We start from the raw sequence: 18,180 nt of genomic DNA, 5'->3' as shown, positions 1-18,180 counted from the left end.
CGACGAGCCTTTGTCGCGGATACCTGAGCCTGCGCGCACATCGTGCTTTATTCTCCGACCATCGCCATCCGGATCCTGACGATGTCGCAGTCGACCCTCCGCCCAGCGACGACGCCAGCGCAAAGCCGTACAGGCGGCGTTTTGCTCGTGCTCGGCTCAGCCATTGTCTGGAGCTTCGGCGGCACGCTGGCGCGGTTCCTCAATATCACCGACGGCTGGACGATTGTCTTCTGGCGCTCGACCTTCGCGGCCCTTTTCCTGGTTGGCTTCATGCTGGTGCGCGATGGCGCCGCCAACATGGCGCGGCTGTTTCGCGAGATGGGCTGGCCGGGCATTGCGGTCGGTTGCTGTTTTGCGATCGCCTCGACCAGCTTCATCCTGGCGCTCGCCTACACCACGGTCGCCAACATCGTGCTCATCCAGGCCGGCGTACCGCTGATCGCAGCCCTCATCGGCTGGCTGCTCTTCCGCGAACGTATTTCGACCACCACTTGGGCGGCAATCGCCGCGGTGATCGCCGGCGTCGTCGTGATGGTATCGGATTCGATTGGCGGCGGCGTCTCGCCGGTCGGCGATGCACTGGCGCTGCTGATTGCCTTCGCCTTTGCCTCGGCCACTGTGATCACCCGCCGCTACGCCCATGTCCGCATGGCACCGGCCGCTTGCTTCGGCACCATCGTCGCGGGCACAATTGCGGCGACGCAGGCTTCCGGCTTTGCCGTCACCACGATCGACCTTGCCATCCTTGTCGCCTTCGGCGCTCTCAACTTCGGCCTTGGCCTAGCACTGTTCGTCACTGGCGCACGGCTCATCCCCTCGGCGCTTGCCGCCCTGCTCGGCACGCTCGAAACCGTGCTGGCACCACTCTGGGTCGCCGCGATCCACGGCGAGATCCCGCGCACCAACACCATCGTCGGCGGACTGATCGTCCTTGCGGCCCTCCTGGTTTACCTGACGGTTGAGCTCCTGCGCGAGCAAATCCGGCCCGTTCGGTAGCCGCAGCCCGCCGAAAGCTTGACATCGCCGGCCAAAACCGTGAAGCCAAGTCCAATCTCGACGAAGGAACTGACATCGATGGCCGACACAAAGACAAAAGACGACAAGCCGCTGTTCGGCCGGCCGTGGATTTTCATTCGCGGCGTCCCGGCGATGAAGTTCCTGCCGCCGGAAGGCCCGACCGAAATCGCCTTTGCCGGCCGTTCCAATGTCGGCAAGTCGTCGCTGATCAATGCGCTGGTCGGCCAGAAGGGTTTGGCGCGTACCTCCAACACCCCCGGACGCACCCAGGAACTCAACTACTTCGTGCCGGATGGCTTTTCCGGCGAGGCGGGTGACTTGCCGCCGATGGCGCTGGTGGACATGCCCGGCTACGGCTATGCTCAGGCGCCGAAGGAACAGGTGGATGCCTGGACCAAGCTGGTGTTCGACTACCTGCGCGGTCGCGCGACGCTGAAGCGCGTCTATGTGCTGATCGATTCCCGCCACGGCATCAAGAAGAACGACGAGGACGTGCTGTCACTGCTCGACAAGGCGGCTGTGTCCTACCAGATCATCCTGACCAAGACGGACAAGATCAAGGCCGCCGGCGTGCCGCGGCTAATTGCCGAAACGCTCGAGAAGATCAAGAAGCATCCTGCCGCCTTTCCCGAGGTTCTCTCCACCTCGTCAGAAAAGGGTGAGGGCATCGACGAGCTGCGCGCGACGATCGAGCTCGCACTTTCGCGCTGATAGCGGAAACCTCCGACAAGTCTTTGATCTCCGTCACTACCCTGACATGCAAACCGCTCTATCTCTGCCGTGCGGTCGCGCGTTTCCTTGCGCGATGGCGTCAAGGATAGGAGAGACACATGTCCGATTTGATCGTTGTGGGATTCGATACGCCTGACGAAGCCGACAAGGTTCTCGTCAAGCTCGCCGGCCTCAAGAAGGAATATCTGATCGACCTCGAGGACGCCGTCGTCGTCGTGCGCGACGCGGAAGGCAAGGTTCACCTGAAACAGAGCCTCAACCTGACCGCGATCGGGGCGACATCCGGCCTCCTGTCCGGCTCGATATGGGGCGGGCTCGTCGGGCTCTTGTTCCTCAATCCGCTCGCCGGCTTTGCCATCGGCGGCGCGCTTGGCGCCGGCGCCGGCGCGCTCTCCGGCTCGCTCACCGACTATGGCATCGACGATGACTTCATCAAATCGCTCGGCAACACCATTCCGAACAACTCGTCGGCGCTGTTCATCCTGGTGCGCAAGGTCCAACCGGAAAAGGTTCTCGCGGAATTCTCGGGCCTGCGCGGCCGTGTGCTGAAAACATCGTTGTCGCCCGAGCAGGAGCAGAAGCTCCAGGCGGCTCTCTCCGACGCCCAGACGCCTTCGCCGCAAGCCGGAACGTTCTGAGGCGCTTCGGCCGTGTGATCTTTCCTGCGGGCGACAGTAGTAACCCGCAGGAACAGCCCGCTAGGCGCTTGCCGGCACGAATGTCAGCGCGAAACCATTGATGCAATGGCGCATGCCTGTCGGCGGCGGGCCATCGTCGAAGACGTGACCGAGATGCCCGCCGCAGCGATGGCAGTGACATTCCGTGCGTGTCATGAACAGCGACTTGTCTTCGCGCGTTGCCACGCCACCGGGCAGGGATTGCCAAAAACTCGGCCAACCGGTGCCGCTGTCATACTTGGCTTCGGATGAGTAGACCGGGAGCGCGCAACCGGCGCATTGAAATATGCCCTTGCGCTTCTCGTTATTGAGCGCGCTGGTAAACGGCCGCTCGGTGTCCTCGTGGCGCAGGATCCGGTACTGCTCGTCGGTCAGGATTGCCCGCCATTCGGCGTCGGTCTTGGTGACCGCGAAGGTTTCGCCAGAGGCCGCACGCGCCGGTAGCGGAAACCCTTTCGCCGCCGCGATCGCGATCACGCTCAGCGTTCCGCCGAAGATCAGAAAGTTCCGCCGGTTCACAATCGAACCCTCCGTTTCATGCCCCTGACGCTGCCGTGTCGAAGATAACCATCGTCCGGTCAGGCGGCAAAACAAGACCGATCAAAGCGCCGTGATGGCGCCCAGTTGAAAAGGCCACCGATCGCAAGCGATCGGTGGCAGGAGCGCCGGTGCCACGGATGAGACCACCGGCGACGGATCGCCTGCGAATGTCTGCCGCGGCGATCCGGAGGAAGAGAGACCTCAGCCCTTGGGCAGGAGCACCTTGTCAATCACATGGATCACGCCATTCGACTGCTTGACGTCGGCGATGGTGACCGTGGCCGTACCGCCCGCCTCGTCGGTGAGCGTGATCTTGCCGCCGTCATCCTTGGCCTTGAGAACGCAACCGCCGACCGTCTTGACATCGTGTTCGCCGCCATCGTCCTTGACCATCTTGGCGATGGCCGAAGACATCGCGTCGGCGGAGACGACATGGCAGGTGAGCACCTTCGCCAGCTTGTCCTTGTTTTCCGGCTTCAAGAGCGTGTCGACCGTGCCGGCAGGCAGGGCGTCGAAAGCCTCGTTCGTCGGCGCAAAGACCGTGAACGGGCCCTTGCCCTCAAGGGTTTCGACCAGTCCGGCGGCCTTGACCGCGGCGACCAGGGTCGTGTGATCCTTCGAGTTGACAGCGTTTTCGACGATATTCTTGTCCGCATACATCGCAGCGCCACCGACCATCGGGTTCTCGGCCTGGGCGATTGCAGCACTTGCCGTCAGTATGGCGATCGTAGCGAACGAACGGAGTCCAGAGGTGAACATCGTAGTCTTCCTTCCTGTTGAACCTGTCAGGGAGGCGACGAACAAGCCGCCTCGTTGAAACTGCCATTCCCTCCTCGGGAACATGACAAGCAACGGAAGCCTTCGAAAAAGAGTTTCAGGAATTTTTCAGATTGCCGGTCGTCCGGGCGAAAACGCGTCCTGATCGCGGCACAGGCGCACGAAGAACAGCACGTGCTCAGTCAGAGGTCGCGCGCCTTGCCGAGCGCGATGATCGGCCCGGTGGCCGAACCAGTCGGCGAGCCGCCAAGCGGCTCGATGCTGACGGCAAGGACCGAGCCGCGCGAGAACTTCTCGCGCATCGCCGGGGCGATGATGATTTCGCCCTCGCCGGTCTGAGGCAGAACGCCAAGCGAAAGGGCCGGGTTGTCGCCGTTGATAAGCCAGAGCTCCAGCGATTTCTCCTCGGCCTGTCGCGTAGCAACGGGCGTCACCCGGAGGTGGCCCGTATCCCGATCGAAACGGGCAACGAGATCGACAGAGATGCCTTTGCCGGCCATCTCGGCGACAAGCGGACGGCCGCCCGATGGCAGCGCAAACAATCCGGCCAGCGAGGCGCCCAGGATGCCGGCAACAGCCAGCGAAGCGAGTGCCAGCCCGCGCCAGAGCGCCAGCGATTGCCAGATACTTGGGCGCACCGGGGCCCCGACCGGCGATCCGGTTTCGAACAGCCGGCGCTCGATCGCGGCAAAGGCCCGGGCGGGCGGCGCGACGGGATCATAGGCTTCGTCGAAGGTCGACAGGTTGTTCTGCCAGCGCGTGACCATGGCGGCAAAGTTGCGGTCGGAGGCAAGGCGAGCCTCGACCTTGCGGCGGTCGTCGGCGGACAGCACGCCCAGCACATATTCCCCGGCGATCACCTCGTCGCGGCGGAAGTCTCCCTTGTCTGGGGTGGACGCTGTCATCGCTCCATGCACTCTCTCAACTTCAACAGGCTGCGCCTCAGCCAGGTTCGCATCGTGTTCAGCGGCACAGCATACACTTCGGCCAGCTCCTGATAACTCAGACCTTCGACATAGGCGCGCCGCACGGCATTTGCCCTGTCGGACTCGAGCTCCTCCATGCACGCATCGATCCGCCTGCCCTCCGCTCTCACCACTGCCGATTTTTCCGGATCGGCAGCAGGATCAGCCAAATCATAGGCTTCGTCAATCGCGTTGGCGATGGGTTTGCGTGCCCGGATCAGGTCGATGGCGCGGTTGCGCGCAATCGCTGCCAACCAGGACATCGGCGTTGACTGGCCCGGAGAAAAACGGTCGGCATGCTGCCATATTCTGACGTAGACTTCCTGCAGTGTTTCTTCCGCTTCACCTCTGTCTCTCAGGATACGCAGACAAATGGCGAAAAGTTTCGGGCTGGTCAGCCGGTAAAGCTCGGCAAAGGCCGCGCGATCCCTGAGCGAAACACGGCCGAGCAGTCCGGAAATTTCCTCGTCGATCATTGCCTACCCGACCCGATGCATTCTTGAGACAGGACATAGGGCACAAATCGCCATCCGCCAGCGTGCATCGTCATTGCTGTTTTATGTTGCTCCCCGATCATTCCATCGACGGGAAACATGCGTTAAACAGCAGCCGGTATTTTTCGAGGGTCCGCCATGTCCGCCAATGAAAGTGAAATCCAGGCACGCCTGCTCACCCAGGCCCTGCCCTACATGCAGCGCTACGAGAACAAGACGATCGTCGTCAAATATGGCGGCCATGCCATGGGCAATGCCGAGCTCGGCCGCGCCTTTGCCAGCGACATCGCCCTGTTGAAGCAGTCGGGCGTCAACCCGATCGTCGTGCACGGCGGCGGCCCGCAGATCGGCGCCATGCTGACCAAGATGGGCATCGAATCGAAGTTCGAAGGCGGCCTGCGCGTCACCGACGAGAAGACCGTCGAGATCGTCGAGATGGTTCTCGCCGGCTCGATCAACAAGGAGATCGTCGCCCTCATCAACCAGACCGGCGAATGGGCGATCGGCCTTTGCGGCAAGGACGGCAACATGGTCTTCGCCGAAAAGGCGCGCAAGACCATCAAGGACCCGGATAGCAACATCGAACGTGTGCTCGATCTGGGTTTCGTCGGCGAAGTGGTCGAGGTCGACCGCACGCTGATCGATCTGCTGGCCCGCTCGGAAATGATCCCGGTGATCGCCCCGGTGGCGCCCGGCCGCGACGGACACACCTACAATATCAACGCCGACACCTTTGCCGGTGCGATCGCCGGCGCGCTCAACGCCACGCGCCTGCTGTTCCTAACCGACGTTCCCGGCGTGCTCGACAAGGACGGAAAGCTGATCAAGGAACTTTCGGTGGCGCAGGCGCGCGCCCTGATCGCCGACGGCACCATTTCCGGCGGCATGATCCCCAAGGTCGAGACCTGCATCGAAGCCATCAAGGCCGGCGTCCAGGGCGTCGTCATCCTCAACGGCAAGACGGCCCATTCGGTGCTGCTCGAAATCTTCACCGAGCGCGGCGCCGGCACGCTGATCGTTCCCTGATCGGCGCGACCCAGGACGTATGAAAAAGCGGGACACGACCTTCGGGCCGTGTCCCGCTTTCATTTTTCGCCTGGCTCAGGCCTGATAGACGGCCTGAGCGTCCTGTTTCAACTTTTCCATCATCGCCCGATAGGGGAACGGCCCGTAGCTGACACGGGCGACGCCGGCGCCCGCCAGCGTCTTCGGATCCGGTGCGCCGGGCCGCATCATCACATTGACCGGCAGGCTCGAGGCGGCACAGACCTTGGCGATCAGGTCCGCGTCGACCAGCCACGGCACGAAGAAGCCGTTGGCGCCCGCTTCGGCAAAGGCCCTTCCACGCGCAATCGCCTCATCGACGAGGCCGGCGTGCTCAGCCGCATCGCTTGCCTGCAGAAACAGGTCGGTGCGGGCATTGATGAAGAACGGCACGCCGCGGCGGTCCGCCATTTCGCGGATCGCACGGATGCGGGCCGCCTGCTTCTCGATCGCATGCACGCCTGACTTGCCGACCACCTGATCCTCGAAATTGATGCCGATGGCGCCGGCGTCGATCAAGCGCGAGACGTTGGCCGCCCCCGTTGCCGGATCGTCGGAATAGGCACCCTCGAAATCGACCGTCACCGGCAGTTCCGTCGAGCCGACGATCAGCCGGGCTATATCAGTCAGCAGCGCCAGCGGCACCTTCTCGCCATCGCCGAAGCCATGGGCGGCGGCAATCGACCAGCTGCCGGTCGCAAGCGCCCTGGCTCCGGCCTCGGCGACCGCCTTGGCGCTGCCGGCATCCCAGATGTTGTAGAGCACCACCGGATCGCCCTTTTTATGCAGGGCGGCAAAGGCGAGCGCCTTTTCCTTCTGGTTCATTGCGTTTCCTCCACGAACGGGCTGACAGGTTTCGCTTTCGCCTCGTGCCGCAACAGCCACTGTTTCCGCCAGAGCCCACCGCCGTAACCCGTGAGCGAACCGTCTGCGCCAAGGCAGCGGTGGCAGGGTATGACGATGGCGATCCGGTTGGATCCGTTGGCACTGGCCACGGCACGCGCGGACTGGATCGTAGCGACCTCGCGGGCAATGTCACCATAGGACCGCGTCCCACCGGCGGGAATTTTGACAAGCTTCTCCCAGACGTTGCGCTCGAAAGGCGTCCCGCCGGGCGCAAGCGGCGTTTGGAATGCGCCCATATCGCCCGCAAAATAGGCCTTCAACTCGCCTTCAATCCTGTCGATCGGCGCCGTCCTGCCGGGGACAATCGCCGAGCGTGTCGCGCGCTTCAGCGCCGCGAGTTCCGTCGGCAATGCTTTGCGATCATGGAACTCGAGCAGATGCAGATGTGTGGCGTCGCCGATTGCGACCATGGGGCCGATCGGCGTCTCGAGCCAATCGAAGGAGAGCAGCTCCCGCCCGAAAGCGGCGGCCGGCGCGTCGCCAAGCAATCGCTGGAAGGCGGCACGAAAGCCGCTCGGCGATTCGTAGCCGGCTTCGAGCTGGGCGTCGATCACGCGCCCTCCGTCGGCGAGTTGGCGGGCAGCAAGCCCCAGGCGGCGATACCGCGCCAGATCGAGAAAGGTGATGCCGAGATTGCGTTTGAACGCCCGTCGGACAGTCGACGGATCGAGCCCGCGGCGCACGATATCATCCTCGCTCCAGCGCCGCTCAGGTGCTGCCTCCAGCGCCTGCAGCAGCTCTTGCACCAGCGGATCCTTGGCGCCGAAGGTGGCGAGCGGCCGGCAGCGCTGGCAGGGACGGAACCCCGTCTCCAGGCAGGCGCCGATCGAGCCCACGAAAATGGTGTTTTCCCGCTTCGGCTTGCGGGCTGGGCAGGACAGGCGGCAGAAGACGCCTGTCGTCTTGACGCAGACGAAGGCTGAACCTTCGTACTCGGTGCTTCGCGCCATCAGGGCGTCGTAGAGCGTTTCATCGGAAGGAAGATCGAACAACATGGCGTGGTTCTACCACGACCGCAGGGCGAAGAGACGCCGGTTTTCGGGCGTCTATTTTTTCAGATCAGCACGTTGTCAGATCAGGACGAGCGTCACCACGCCGAGCACGATCAGCAGGCACCCGAGAAGTTCGAGACGATTGATCCATTCGCGGAAGATGAAGAAGGACGAGGCGAATGTGAATAGCATCTCGACCTGCGCCACCACTTTGACGATCGCCGCCTGCTGCAAGGTCATCGCCATGAACCAGCCGAACGAGGCGGAGGCGCCGACGAAGCCGACGACGAAGGCCGGCTTCCAGGCGGCGGCGATGAGCTTCAGTTCGCCCGGCTCGCGCACCACGATCCAGATGAGCATGACAATCGTCTGCAGCAGGATGACGAAGCCGAGCGTGAAACTCGCCTGCATCATGTAGTCGGGCGCCGGCAGGCTGGGCGCCAGCGCCAGAGAAGCCGAACGATAGGCGACGGCCGAAAGCCCGAAGAACGTTCCCGAGAGAAGGCCGATGCCGGCGGTGCGGCTGAAAACCGACGTGACCAGCGAGCGTGGGCTGAGTGTCGTGCGCGCGACCGAGATCAGCATCACGCCGACGACCGAGATGGCGATCGCCACCAGCGTGCCCTGGCTCGCATGCTCTCCGAGGAAGATGAGGCCAAAGAGGGCGGCCTGTGCCGGCTCGGTGCGCGAATAGGCGGTGCCGACCGCAAAATTGCGGAAGGAGAACAGATGGACGAGCAGGAAGGTCGCCGCGATCTGCGCAAGCCCGCCGATCACCGCCCAGAGGAAGAAGGTGCCGTTCGGCACCGGCAGCGGACGGCCCACCACCTGCCAGAGCACGAAGAGATAAAGAAGCGCAAAGGGCAGGCCGAAACCGAAGCGCACGAAGGTCGCGCCCGTCGTGCCCATCACGCCCTTCAAGTGTTTCTGCATGGCGGAGCGGACATTCTGAAGGAAGGCCGCAGCGACGGTGATGAGTACCCAGGTTTCCATGGCTGCGAGCTAGCATGCCGATCCTGAGATTGCCAAGAACTCCGTACAGCCAAGGCGAATTATACCAGCGCTGGTCGATATCAGTCCGGCTTTTCCTGAACGTCCGCCAGTTCGCCGGCCCGCCGGAGGATGAGCGGCGGGCCCTCCTCTTCGAAGAACTTCACGCTCTGGTCGTAGGTCGGCGCGATCGTGCCGAGCAGGCGATCCCAGAAGGAGAAATAGTTTCCGTAGTTGTACCGGAAGCTGGAATGATGCTGGTCATGGAACGTGGTGCACAACAGGGGCGACGGATAGCGCGCCGTCGACGCGGCGAAATACTCAAAGCCGCAGTGGCCGATCATGCCGTTGAAATGTTCGAACAATCGGTGCCCGATGAGGATTGCCGGCGGGAACGGAACGATGAAAACGATGACGGCCGAATAACTCTGCAAGAGGAAGTTGTCGATGACATCTTCCGAATAGGTGCTCCAGATCGTTGGCGCGACGCTTTTGTGATGAAGGGCGTGCAACGGGAAGAGCCACCTGGTGTGCAGCAGGCGATGCATGAAATAGAACCAGGTATCGTAGAGGAACATGCAGAGCACGAAGAGCGGCACCGCTGCCCACCAGCGCAGAGCCCAGGGCGCCGGCGCCCAGCCCTTCTGCTGCACGTAGAGGCCGATGGTCAGCGGCAGGCAGGCGCTGAACATCGACGCCAGGCTCTGGCGGATCTCCGCCTTGCGGCGCCTGTCTGAGCTACGCCCCTTCTGGATCTTGCGCTCCGGATTGCACGCGTTGAACCAGGTCAGACCGTAGCCGAAAGCGAAATAGGTGACGACGGTCGTTGCGTAAAACCCGAACAGAAACAGCAGAGAGAACACTTCGTCCGACATGTGCATCTGCCGTCCCGCGTGAAGAACCGCCCCGGACGAAAGATGCCATGCCGTTTTGGCAATTCAAAGTGGAAATGTTTTCACCTGAAGGACAACCCGTGCCGCGCTTTGCATTTTGTCGTTTGCCGCCCATCACCGCCATGTCATAAGGCAGTCATGAAAAAGCTCGATCGCCTGCCGACCCACGACGATTTCTCCCATGTCACCGACTGGGTGTTCGACCTGGACAACACGCTCTATCCGCACCACGTCAATCTGTTCTCGCAGATCGACCGCAACATGACGGCCTATGTTGCCGCGCTTTTGTCGCTGGAGCCGGCGGATGCGAAGAAGCTGCAGAAGGACTATTACCGCGATCACGGCACGACGCTCAAAGGCCTGATGATCCACCACGGGATCGACCCCAACGAGTTCCTCGAAAAGGCCCACGCGATCGACTACAGCATCGTGCCACCGGACCCGACGCTGGGCGACGCCATCAAGGCGCTGCCGGGACGCAAGTTCATCTTCACCAACGGCAGCGTCGCGCATGCGGAGATGACCGCGCAGGCGCTCGGCATCCTCGATCACTTCAACGATATCTTCGATATCGTCGCTGCCGATTTCGTGCCGAAGCCGGCGGGCGAAACCTATGACAAGTTCATGAGCCTGCACCGGGTCGATACCCGCAACGCGGCGATGTTCGAGGACCTGCCGCGCAACCTGCTCGTCCCCAAGACGCTGGGAATGACGACGGTTCTCTTGGTGCCGCGTAACTTCGAATACGAGTTCGCCGAATCCTGGGAGCAGTCCAACGACCAGGACGAGCAGATCGACTACGTCACCGAGGATCTCGCCGGCTTCCTCAAGCGCGTGATCGCCGACCTCTGACGCCGACACAATTTGGCTAGGGAAAAACCCCTTTCCCGCCAAAGACTTAAATTACCAAAGTTTAACTGGTGCGCATCGTCCAGCTGCCTATCATTCGCTCAGGGATACCCCTAGCGAAAGGAAGCATAATGCGTAACAGAGCCCTGATCCTTGGTGTGACCGCCCTTGCCGTAGCCGTCACGGGAGTGGCTGCGCCGTCATTCGCCGCCAGAGACAAGATGACGCCCGAACAGCGCGCCGAGCGCATGATCAAGCGACTGGACACCAACAGTGATTCCAAGGTTTCGCTCGATGAGTTTCAGGCGCGCATGACCACGAACTTCAAGACGTTCGACACCAATGGCGATGGCCAGATCAGCGCCGACGAGATGAAGGCGAAGCGCCAGGCGTTCCGCGACGCCCGCAAGGCGTGGCACGAAGCCAAGGGCAAGGACGGCAAGGAGCGCGACGCAGCCCTTGCCCAACTTAGGGAAGCCCGGCCCGCCATGGTGCCCGGCATGCGGCCGAAGGCCTTCAAGCGCGTCGATACCGACGGCAACGGCTCTCTAAGCGCTGCCGAGGTCGCAAGTGCTTCCGAGAAGATGTTCAAGCGTCGCGACAAGAATGGCGATGGAGTCATCGACGCGGCCGACTTCAGCAAGAAGGTCTAAGCCAGCAAAATCAAACCCGGATGACGACACTCTCCCTCCCCCCGGTGGAGCGTGTCGTCTGCGTGGCGCCTCCCCCTGGCATCGGACACGATCGCAAGGGGGAGGCGTGAATTTCAGATCCCGATACGACAACGCCGCGTTGTCTATCCGCCAAACGAGCATTGCACCCGAACAAGCAGAGCTCTCTAGCGCCTGCCGTTTGCCATCGGCACGGTTTTGGAATCGACGGTCTGATAGAAGCTGGAGATGATCTCCCAGGCTTCATCGGCGGTATCGACGAAGCGCAGCAGGTCCACATCGTTCGGTGCGATCGTGCCGAATTCGGCGAGCGCCTCGAAATTGATGATGGTGCGCCAGAATTTCTCGCCGAAGAGGATCAGCGGGACCAGAGCCATACGTCCCGTCTGCATCAGCGTCATTGTCTCGAACAACTCGTCGAGCGTTCCGAATCCGCCCGGGAAGACCACCACTGCCTTTGCGCGCAGCAGGAAATGCATCTTGCGGATGGCGAAATAGTGGAAGTTGAACGACAGCTCCGGCGTCACGAAGCGGTTCGGCGCTTGCTCGTGCGGCAAGACGATGTTGAGACCGATCGACGGAGCACCGACATCGTCGGCGCCACGGTTGCCCGCCTCCATCACACCCGGCCCGCCGCCGGTGACGACCACGTATTCCTTGTGGTGCAGCTTGGCTGAATGCTCCGAGCAAAGCCGCGCGAACTTGCGCGCCTCGTCGTAGTAGACCGAGGCTGCCTCGAGGTTCTTGCGCTGCGTTTCGTTCTTGGCCGCCCAGGCGTCACCGCCGGGCTCGGGGATGCGGGCGCCACCGAACATCACCACGGTCGAGTTGATGCCGTGTTCCTCCAGCATCATTTCGGTCTTCAAGAGTTCGAGCTGCAAACGCACCGGGCGCAGCTCCTCGCGGCAGAGAAAATCATCGTCGATATAGGCGAGGCGATAGGCTGGCGAAGCCGATTGGGGCGTCAGCGGAACCGTCTGCGCCCGTTGCCGGCTCTGCGAGCTATCCGCCAGCGGATCCCAAACCCCATCCTTACGGCGCAGGTTGCGCTTCTTCATGCGTGCCATGCTATCGTCTTTCCCGTCGCGTTCCGGACAATCGGCATCTCGGGCGGACGCGTCCTATCCTGTTTCATCGGTCATGAATGCCCCTGATGCCGGAGTCGTCCGAGCTTGCCAAGCCCTGGCGGGACGGTCGCGCCGAAAAGCGGTTCAACTTTTCCGGAACGGCCTCGGGCGCCACGTGGCTCCAGCCGGCTGGGAACACCCTTAGCCGCAGATCGTGTTGCTGCTTAATTTTGTCCTTAAATCGATTCCGATTTGCGGAATTATGCAGTAGAGCTTTGCCAGGATAACCGCCGAACTTTAAGGAATTCCGATGACGAACCACGACCTGACCTCCCTGTCGCAGACGATCGACACCGCTTTTGATGACCGCGATTCCGTTAACACCGGAACGCGCGGAGCGGTGCGCGATGCCGTGGAGACGGCACTGAACCTGCTCGACAGCGGCAAGGTGCGGGTGGCAGAGCGCGGCGCCGACGGCAATTGGACCGTCAATCAATGGCTGAAGAAAGCCGTGCTGCTCTCCTTCCGTCTCAACCCGATGGAGATCGTGCGGGGCGGCCCGGGAGAATCCGTCTGGTGGGACAAGGTCGCCTCCAAGTTCGACGGCTGGAGCGTCAACGAATTCGAAAAGGCCGGCTTCCGCGCCGTGCCGAACTGCGTCGTGCGCCGCTCGGCCTATATCGCCCCGAACGCGATCCTGATGCCGTCCTTTGTCAACCTCGGCGCCTATGTCGGTGAAGGCACGATGGTCGATACCTGGGCAACGGTCGGTTCCTGCGCCCAGATCGGCAAGCACGTGCATCTCTCCGGCGGCGTCGGCATCGGCGGCGTGCTGGAACCGATGCAGGCTGGTCCGACGATCATCGAGGACAACTGCTTCATCGGTGCCCGCTCCGAGGTCGTGGAAGGCTGCATCGTGCGCGAAGGCTCGGTTCTCGGCATGGGCGTCTTCATCGGCAAGTCGACGAAGATCGTCGACCGCGCCACCGGCGAAGTGACCTATGGCGAAGTGCCGCCCTACTCCGTCGTCGTCGCCGGCTCGATGCCGTCGGGCTCGACCATGGGCAATGGCCAGCCGGCCCCGAACCTTTACTGCGCCGTCATCGTCAAGCGCGTCGACGAGAAGACCCGCTCCAAGACCGGCATCAACGAACTGCTTCGAGACTGATGAGATGACGCCGGAGGGGCGGCAGCCGAACATGATCTGGCTGTTCTTCAGCCCCTCCGGCCGCATCACCCGCCTGCCCTTTTTCCTGTCTTGGCTCTTCTGGCTTCTGATCGGCGGTTTTGTCGTCGCGCAGATGTTCGCCAACGAAAATCACAACACAGCGCTGGCACTCTGGACGCTGGCGCTGATCGTGTCCGGCCTCGCTTCCACGCTGTCGATCGCCATGCTGGCCATCAAGCGGCTGCACGACATCGGTTATCCCGGACCGCTCGCGCTTTGCCTGTTCATCCCGGTGTTGAGCCCCGTCGTTTTCATCGCGCTCTGCCTCTGGCCGGGCGTCAACGGGCCGAACGAATTCGGTCGGCGCAGCGACGAACCCGGCGCCTGAGCGGCGCACTGTACATTTAAGGCCCGAACGGGTATGTAGCGCGCCATGAACAGGCCGGCGACAAGATGCTGGCCGCGGCAATCGGCGCCTGATGACGACCTGATCCAAGGTCTTGTTCGTTTACCGGCGCGAAAACCGAAATCCGAAAGACGAGAGATGACAGAATTCGAAGGGATCGCGCCTGCGATCGCCGAGGCGTTGGCAAAACGCGGTTACAACGAGTTGACGCCGGTTCAAAAGGCGATGCGCGATCCCGAGCTTGCGGGCAAGGATGCGCTGGTATCGGCCCAGACCGGCTCCGGCAAGACCGTCGCCTTCGGCCTGGCGCTGGCCCCGACCCTGCTCGGCAACGAGCGTCGCTTCAGCGCCCCCGGCGCGCCGCTGGCGCTGGTGATCGCACCGACGCGCGAACTGGCGCTGCAGGTCAAGCGCGAACTCGAATGGCTCTATGAACAGACCGGCGCGACGATCACGTCGTGCGTCGGCGGCATGGACATGCGCACCGAGAAGCGCGCGCTGGAGCGCGGCGCCCACATCGTCGTCGGCACCCCCGGCCGCCTTTGTGACCACATCCGCCGCAACTCGCTCGACATCTCGTCGCTCAGCGCCGTCGTGCTCGACGAGGCCGACGAGATGCTTGACCTCGGCTTCCGCGAAGACCTCGAATTCATCCTCGAGGAATCGCCGGACGATCGCCGCACCCTGATGTTCTCGGCAACCGTGCCGCGCTCGATCGCTACGCTTGCCAAGAACTATCAGCGCGACGCCGTTCGCATCAGCACTGCTTCGGAACAGAAGCAGCACGTCGACATCGAATACCGCGCGCTGACCGTCGCATCGAACGACCGCGAAAACGCGATCATCAACGTCCTGCGCTACTATGAAGCCAAGAACGCGATCGTCTTCTGCTCGACCCGTGCAGCAGTCAACCATCTGACCGCCCGCTTCAACAACCGCGGCTTCTCGGTCGTGGCGCTGTCGGGCGAGCTCAGCCAGAACGAACGCACCCATGCGCTGCAGGCCATGCGCGACGGTCGCGCCCGCGTCTGCATCGCCACCGACGTTGCCGCCCGCGGCATCGACCTGCCCGGCCTGGAGCTGGTCATCCACGCCGACCTGCCGACCAATCCGGATACGCTCCTGCACCGCAGCGGCCGCACCGGCCGTGCCGGCCAGAAGGGCGTCAGCGCCCTGATCGTGCCGGTGAGCCAGCGCCGCAAGGCCGAGCGCCTGCTCGAAAACGCCCGCATCACCGCCAACTGGGCCCGTCCGCCGTCGGCCGACGAAGTCAGCCGCCGCGACGACGAGCGCCTGCTTGCCGACACCAGCTTTGCCGAGCCGATCCGTGAAGACGAAGAAGAAATCGTGCGCGCCCTGATCGAGCTTCATGGTGCCGAACAAATGGCTGCCGCCTTCGTGCGCCAATTCCGCTCGGGCCGCTCCGCGCCTGAAGACCTGATCGAAGTTGCCGTCGGCGACAGCCGCGCCAAGCCGCGTCGCGACGAGAAATCCGCGCCGCGCGAAGATTATGACGCGCCGCGCGCCGACTTCAGCGACGGCAGCTGGTTTTCGCTCTCGGTCGGCCGCAAGCAGAGCGCCGAGCCGCGCTGGCTGATCCCGATGCTGTGCCGTCACGGCAAGCTGACCAAGCGCGACATCGGCGCGATCCGCATGCAGCAGGACGAAACCTTCGTCGAGATGACGGCCGACGGCGCCGAGCGCTTCCTGTCGTCGATCGGCAAGGAAGGCATGCTGGAGAAGGGTATCCGGGTTAAGACGCTTCCCGGCGCGCCTGATATGTCGCAACAGCGCCAGGAGAAGCCGAGCTTCTCGAAAGACAAGCCAGCCTTCTCCAAGGACAAGCCCGCCTATTCCAAGGACAAGCCGGCCTTTGCCAAGAAGCGCCCCTATTCCGACGATGCGGCGCGCAGCGACGGCGACTTCAAGCCGAAGCGCAAGTTCGACAAGAAGCCGGCCTACGCCGCCGCCCCGGCCCACACCGACGACAAGCCGCCGGAAAACCGCGAGGCCTGGACCAAAAAGAAGCCCAAGCCGAACGCCGGCAAGGACGGCGGCTTCAAGCCGAAGCCCAAGGGCAACAACGCCAAGAACCGCCAGAGCTAAGTTCGGTCCAGGCACACCGCCATAACCAATCAAAAAGCGCCGCGATCCGATCGCGGCGCTTTTTCGTCTCGGCTATCGAGGCTGACCGCGTCAGGCTTCGAGGAAGCGAAGGCCGGCGACGGCGACGATGATCATGGCGATGCAGGTGAGCCGCATCCAGGAGACGGGGTCGCCGAACAGCACGATGCCGAGCACGGTGATGCCGACCGAGCCGATGCCGGTCCAGGCGGCATAGGCGGTGCCGGCCGGCAGGTCGCGCATGGCGATCGTCAGCAGGTAGACGCTGCCGAGGGCCGCGGCGATGCCGATGACGCTCGGCACCAGTTTCGTCCAGCCCTCCGCATATTTGAGCGCCAGGCCCATGATGATTTCAATCAGGCTCGCCGCTATCAGGATGATCCATGCCATTGCCCTCTCCATCGAAATTTCCATCTGGAGACCAATCTGGTAGGATAGGCACCGAAGAGCAATTACGCACCTTTTGGTAACTATGAAAATGTCGACAGACCTGCCGCAAGCACACGCTGCCTCCGTTCCTGACGTCTTCGACCCGACCTGCTCGTCTCGCCACGCTCTGGAGCTGATCGCCGGTAAGTGGCAGATGTTGATCATCTCGGCGCTCGAAGAAGGGCCGATGCGCAACGCCGCACTGATGCGCCGCCTCGGCGACATCTCGCAGAAGATGTTGACCCAGACGCTGAAGGAGCTGGAACGCAACGGCCTCGTCATGCGCGAGGACAAGAAGACCGTGCCACCGCACGTGGAATATAGCCTGAGCCCTGTCGGCCGTTCGCTCAGCGAAACCCTGCTGGTGCTTGATCGCTGGGCCGAGACGCATTTCGGCACGCTCGATGCGGCGCGTGAACGTTATGACGCGGAACGCGCCAAATAGGTCTATTCGCCGTCGAGCTGCGACTGGGCGATGACTTTCACCACCCAGTCGGCAAAGACGCGCAGCCGGCTGCTCAGGTGTCGGTTGGGCGGGTAGACCAGATAGATCGGCATCGAATCGATTTGCCAGTCGGTCAGAACCGGCCGCATGGCGCCGCTCTGCAGATCGTCGCGCACCATGAAGCGGGGCGCCTGGATGACGCCGAGGCCGGCGCGGGCGGCGGCAAGATAGGTGGTCGATTCGTTGGCGGCGACCGCATAACGGCCGTGAACCTCGATCTCCTCGGCGCCGCGCTTGAAATAGAACGGCATCTGCTGACCAGTCTGCGGGCGAAAATAGCCGACGACATAACAATTCTTCGAAAGGTCGGACGGATGTTGCGGCGTCGAGCAGCGGTCGAGATAGTCGGGCGCCGCACAGGCGATGAAGCTCATGTCGGTGATGCGACGGGCAATCAGCGACTGGTCGGTCAGGGTGCCGACGCGAATGGCGCAGTCGACATTCTCGGCAACGTAATCGACAGTGCGGTCCGAGACGCCGAGGTCGATCTGGATGTCGGGATAACGCTTGTGGAACTCCGGCAGCGCCGGGATGATGACGAGGTTGGCGATGGCGCTGGCCATCTCCACGCGCAGCCGCCCTTTCGGCAAGGTCTGGGCGCTCGACAGGCTGCCGTCGAGCTCGTCGAGATCGGTGACGAGCCGGGCGGCGCGTTCATAATAAAGCGCGCCATCCGGCGTGACGAGAACCCGACGGGTCGTTCGGTTGAGCAATTTGGTGCGCAGATGCGCTTCCAACCCCTGGATCAAATTGGTGACGGTTGCCTTGGGCATATTGAGCGATGCGGAAGCCCGTGTGAAATTGCCGGTTTCGACAACGCGGAGAAACGCGCGCATGGCCGTGAGCTGGTCCATTTTCAATAGCCGTGATTGTTCGAGATAATGAATAGTGTAGTCGGATTGAACTGACTATTCCAGACAGAAGACAATGTTAT

The 18,180-nt window shown here is 62.7% G+C and carries 21 protein-coding genes; 10 read left to right on the top strand and 11 right to left on the bottom strand.

What is annotated here, in order from left to right; genetic code table 11:
* Positions 1 to 81 precede the first annotated feature (81 nt).
* The 3 genes from LPJGGPFB_RS04085 (at position 82) to LPJGGPFB_RS04075 (ending at position 2,387) form a co-directional block, all read left to right on the top strand.
* Positions 82 to 996, top strand: a complete 915-nt coding sequence (locus tag LPJGGPFB_RS04085) for a DMT family transporter (protein WP_173418858.1) — start codon at positions 82 to 84, stop codon at positions 994 to 996.
* A gap of 78 nt (positions 997 to 1,074) precedes the next feature.
* A complete protein-coding gene (yihA, locus tag LPJGGPFB_RS04080; protein WP_173418857.1) occupies positions 1,075 to 1,728 on the top strand; it encodes a ribosome biogenesis GTP-binding protein YihA/YsxC in 654 nt (217 codons plus the stop codon).
* 119 nt (positions 1,729 to 1,847) lie between these two features.
* Positions 1,848 to 2,387, top strand: a complete 540-nt coding sequence (locus LPJGGPFB_RS04075) for a DUF1269 domain-containing protein (protein ID WP_173418856.1) — start codon at positions 1,848 to 1,850, stop codon at positions 2,385 to 2,387.
* Positions 2,388 to 2,447: 60 nt separating this feature from the next.
* On the opposite strand, the gene msrB is transcribed toward LPJGGPFB_RS04075, so the two are convergent.
* From msrB to LPJGGPFB_RS04055, 4 genes are all read right to left on the bottom strand, one after another.
* On the bottom strand, positions 2,448 to 2,948 hold the full coding sequence (msrB, locus tag LPJGGPFB_RS04070) for a peptide-methionine (R)-S-oxide reductase MsrB (RefSeq protein ID WP_173420944.1): 501 nt from the start codon (positions 2,946 to 2,948) through the stop codon (positions 2,448 to 2,450).
* 219 nt (positions 2,949 to 3,167) lie between these two features.
* Entirely contained in the window at positions 3,168 to 3,725 is a 558-nt protein-coding gene (locus LPJGGPFB_RS04065) for a fasciclin domain-containing protein (RefSeq protein ID WP_173418855.1), read from the bottom strand.
* A 200-nt stretch (positions 3,726 to 3,925) separates the two neighbouring features.
* On the bottom strand, positions 3,926 to 4,648 hold the full coding sequence (locus LPJGGPFB_RS04060) for an anti-sigma factor (protein ID WP_173418854.1): 723 nt from the start codon (positions 4,646 to 4,648) through the stop codon (positions 3,926 to 3,928).
* A complete protein-coding gene (locus LPJGGPFB_RS04055) occupies positions 4,645 to 5,184 on the bottom strand; it encodes a sigma-70 family RNA polymerase sigma factor (RefSeq protein ID WP_173418853.1) in 540 nt (179 codons plus the stop codon). The genes LPJGGPFB_RS04060 and LPJGGPFB_RS04055 overlap by 4 nt, the downstream gene beginning before the upstream one ends.
* Before the next feature lie 156 nt (positions 5,185 to 5,340).
* On the opposite strand from LPJGGPFB_RS04055, the gene argB reads away from it, so the two are divergent.
* A complete protein-coding gene (gene argB / locus LPJGGPFB_RS04050) occupies positions 5,341 to 6,228 on the top strand; it encodes an acetylglutamate kinase (RefSeq protein ID WP_077502945.1) in 888 nt (295 codons plus the stop codon).
* A 75-nt stretch (positions 6,229 to 6,303) separates the two neighbouring features.
* Here argB and LPJGGPFB_RS04045 read toward each other — a convergent pair whose 3' ends face one another.
* From LPJGGPFB_RS04045 to LPJGGPFB_RS04030, 4 genes are all read right to left on the bottom strand, one after another.
* The gene (locus LPJGGPFB_RS04045) at positions 6,304 to 7,071 is read right to left on the bottom strand and encodes an isocitrate lyase/PEP mutase family protein (RefSeq protein ID WP_173418852.1); all 768 of its coding nucleotides are present in this window, start codon (positions 7,069 to 7,071) and stop codon (positions 6,304 to 6,306) included.
* Positions 7,068 to 8,147: a bifunctional transcriptional activator/DNA repair enzyme AdaA gene (locus LPJGGPFB_RS04040; protein WP_173418851.1), complete on the bottom strand. Its 1,080-nt coding sequence runs from the start codon at positions 8,145 to 8,147 to the stop codon at positions 7,068 to 7,070. The genes LPJGGPFB_RS04045 and LPJGGPFB_RS04040 overlap by 4 nt, the downstream gene beginning before the upstream one ends.
* Before the next feature lie 75 nt (positions 8,148 to 8,222).
* Positions 8,223 to 9,137 carry a DMT family transporter gene (locus LPJGGPFB_RS04035; protein ID WP_173418850.1) on the bottom strand — a complete coding sequence of 305 codons (915 nt, stop codon included), beginning with the start codon at positions 9,135 to 9,137 and terminating at the stop codon, positions 8,223 to 8,225.
* Between the two features lie 80 nt (positions 9,138 to 9,217).
* Positions 9,218 to 10,009, bottom strand: coding sequence for a sterol desaturase family protein (locus LPJGGPFB_RS04030; RefSeq protein ID WP_173418849.1), 792 nt, complete (start codon positions 10,007 to 10,009; stop codon positions 9,218 to 9,220).
* A gap of 156 nt (positions 10,010 to 10,165) precedes the next feature.
* Between LPJGGPFB_RS04030 and LPJGGPFB_RS04025 the strand changes: the two genes are divergently transcribed.
* Positions 10,166 to 10,879 (top strand): pyrimidine 5'-nucleotidase, encoded by a 714-nt coding sequence (locus LPJGGPFB_RS04025; protein WP_173418848.1) that lies wholly within the window; start codon positions 10,166 to 10,168, stop codon positions 10,877 to 10,879.
* Positions 10,880 to 11,007: 128 nt separating this feature from the next.
* A complete protein-coding gene (locus LPJGGPFB_RS04020; RefSeq protein ID WP_173418847.1) occupies positions 11,008 to 11,529 on the top strand; it encodes an EF-hand domain-containing protein in 522 nt (173 codons plus the stop codon).
* A 185-nt stretch (positions 11,530 to 11,714) separates the two neighbouring features.
* Here the strand turns inward: LPJGGPFB_RS04020 and LPJGGPFB_RS04015 are convergent, their stop codons facing one another.
* Positions 11,715 to 12,614, bottom strand: coding sequence for an LOG family protein (locus tag LPJGGPFB_RS04015; RefSeq protein WP_173418846.1), 900 nt, complete (start codon positions 12,612 to 12,614; stop codon positions 11,715 to 11,717).
* 310 nt (positions 12,615 to 12,924) lie between these two features.
* On the opposite strand from LPJGGPFB_RS04015, the gene dapD reads away from it, so the two are divergent.
* The 3 genes from dapD to LPJGGPFB_RS04000 all read left to right on the top strand — a co-directional run bounded on the left by dapD (position 12,925) and on the right by LPJGGPFB_RS04000 (position 16,294).
* Positions 12,925 to 13,782 (top strand): 2,3,4,5-tetrahydropyridine-2,6-dicarboxylate N-succinyltransferase, encoded by an 858-nt coding sequence (gene dapD, locus LPJGGPFB_RS04010; RefSeq protein ID WP_173418845.1) that lies wholly within the window; start codon positions 12,925 to 12,927, stop codon positions 13,780 to 13,782.
* 4 nt (positions 13,783 to 13,786) lie between these two features.
* Entirely contained in the window at positions 13,787 to 14,170 is a 384-nt protein-coding gene (locus LPJGGPFB_RS04005) for a DUF805 domain-containing protein (protein WP_173418844.1), read from the top strand.
* 156 nt (positions 14,171 to 14,326) lie between these two features.
* Positions 14,327 to 16,294, top strand: a complete 1,968-nt coding sequence (locus LPJGGPFB_RS04000) for a DEAD/DEAH box helicase (protein WP_173418843.1) — start codon at positions 14,327 to 14,329, stop codon at positions 16,292 to 16,294.
* Between the two features lie 90 nt (positions 16,295 to 16,384).
* On the opposite strand, the gene LPJGGPFB_RS03995 is transcribed toward LPJGGPFB_RS04000, so the two are convergent.
* Positions 16,385 to 16,702, bottom strand: a complete 318-nt coding sequence (locus LPJGGPFB_RS03995) for a DMT family transporter (protein ID WP_173418842.1) — start codon at positions 16,700 to 16,702, stop codon at positions 16,385 to 16,387.
* A gap of 88 nt (positions 16,703 to 16,790) precedes the next feature.
* Here LPJGGPFB_RS03995 and LPJGGPFB_RS03990 point away from each other — a divergent pair, with 88 nt between their 5' ends.
* Positions 16,791 to 17,186, top strand: a complete 396-nt coding sequence (locus LPJGGPFB_RS03990) for a winged helix-turn-helix transcriptional regulator (protein ID WP_173418841.1) — start codon at positions 16,791 to 16,793, stop codon at positions 17,184 to 17,186.
* Positions 17,187 to 17,188: 2 nt separating this feature from the next.
* Here the strand turns inward: LPJGGPFB_RS03990 and LPJGGPFB_RS03985 are convergent, their stop codons facing one another.
* On the bottom strand, positions 17,189 to 18,100 hold the full coding sequence (locus tag LPJGGPFB_RS03985; RefSeq protein ID WP_173418840.1) for a LysR family transcriptional regulator: 912 nt from the start codon (positions 18,098 to 18,100) through the stop codon (positions 17,189 to 17,191).
* Positions 18,101 to 18,180: the final 80 nt, after the last annotated feature.

The sequence above is a fragment of the Ensifer adhaerens genome (assembly GCF_013283195.1).
Lineage (GTDB): Bacteria > Pseudomonadota > Alphaproteobacteria > Rhizobiales > Rhizobiaceae > Ensifer > Ensifer adhaerens_G.
Note: the sequence above shows the minus strand (reverse complement) of the source record. Positions and strands in the feature narration are given on the sequence as shown.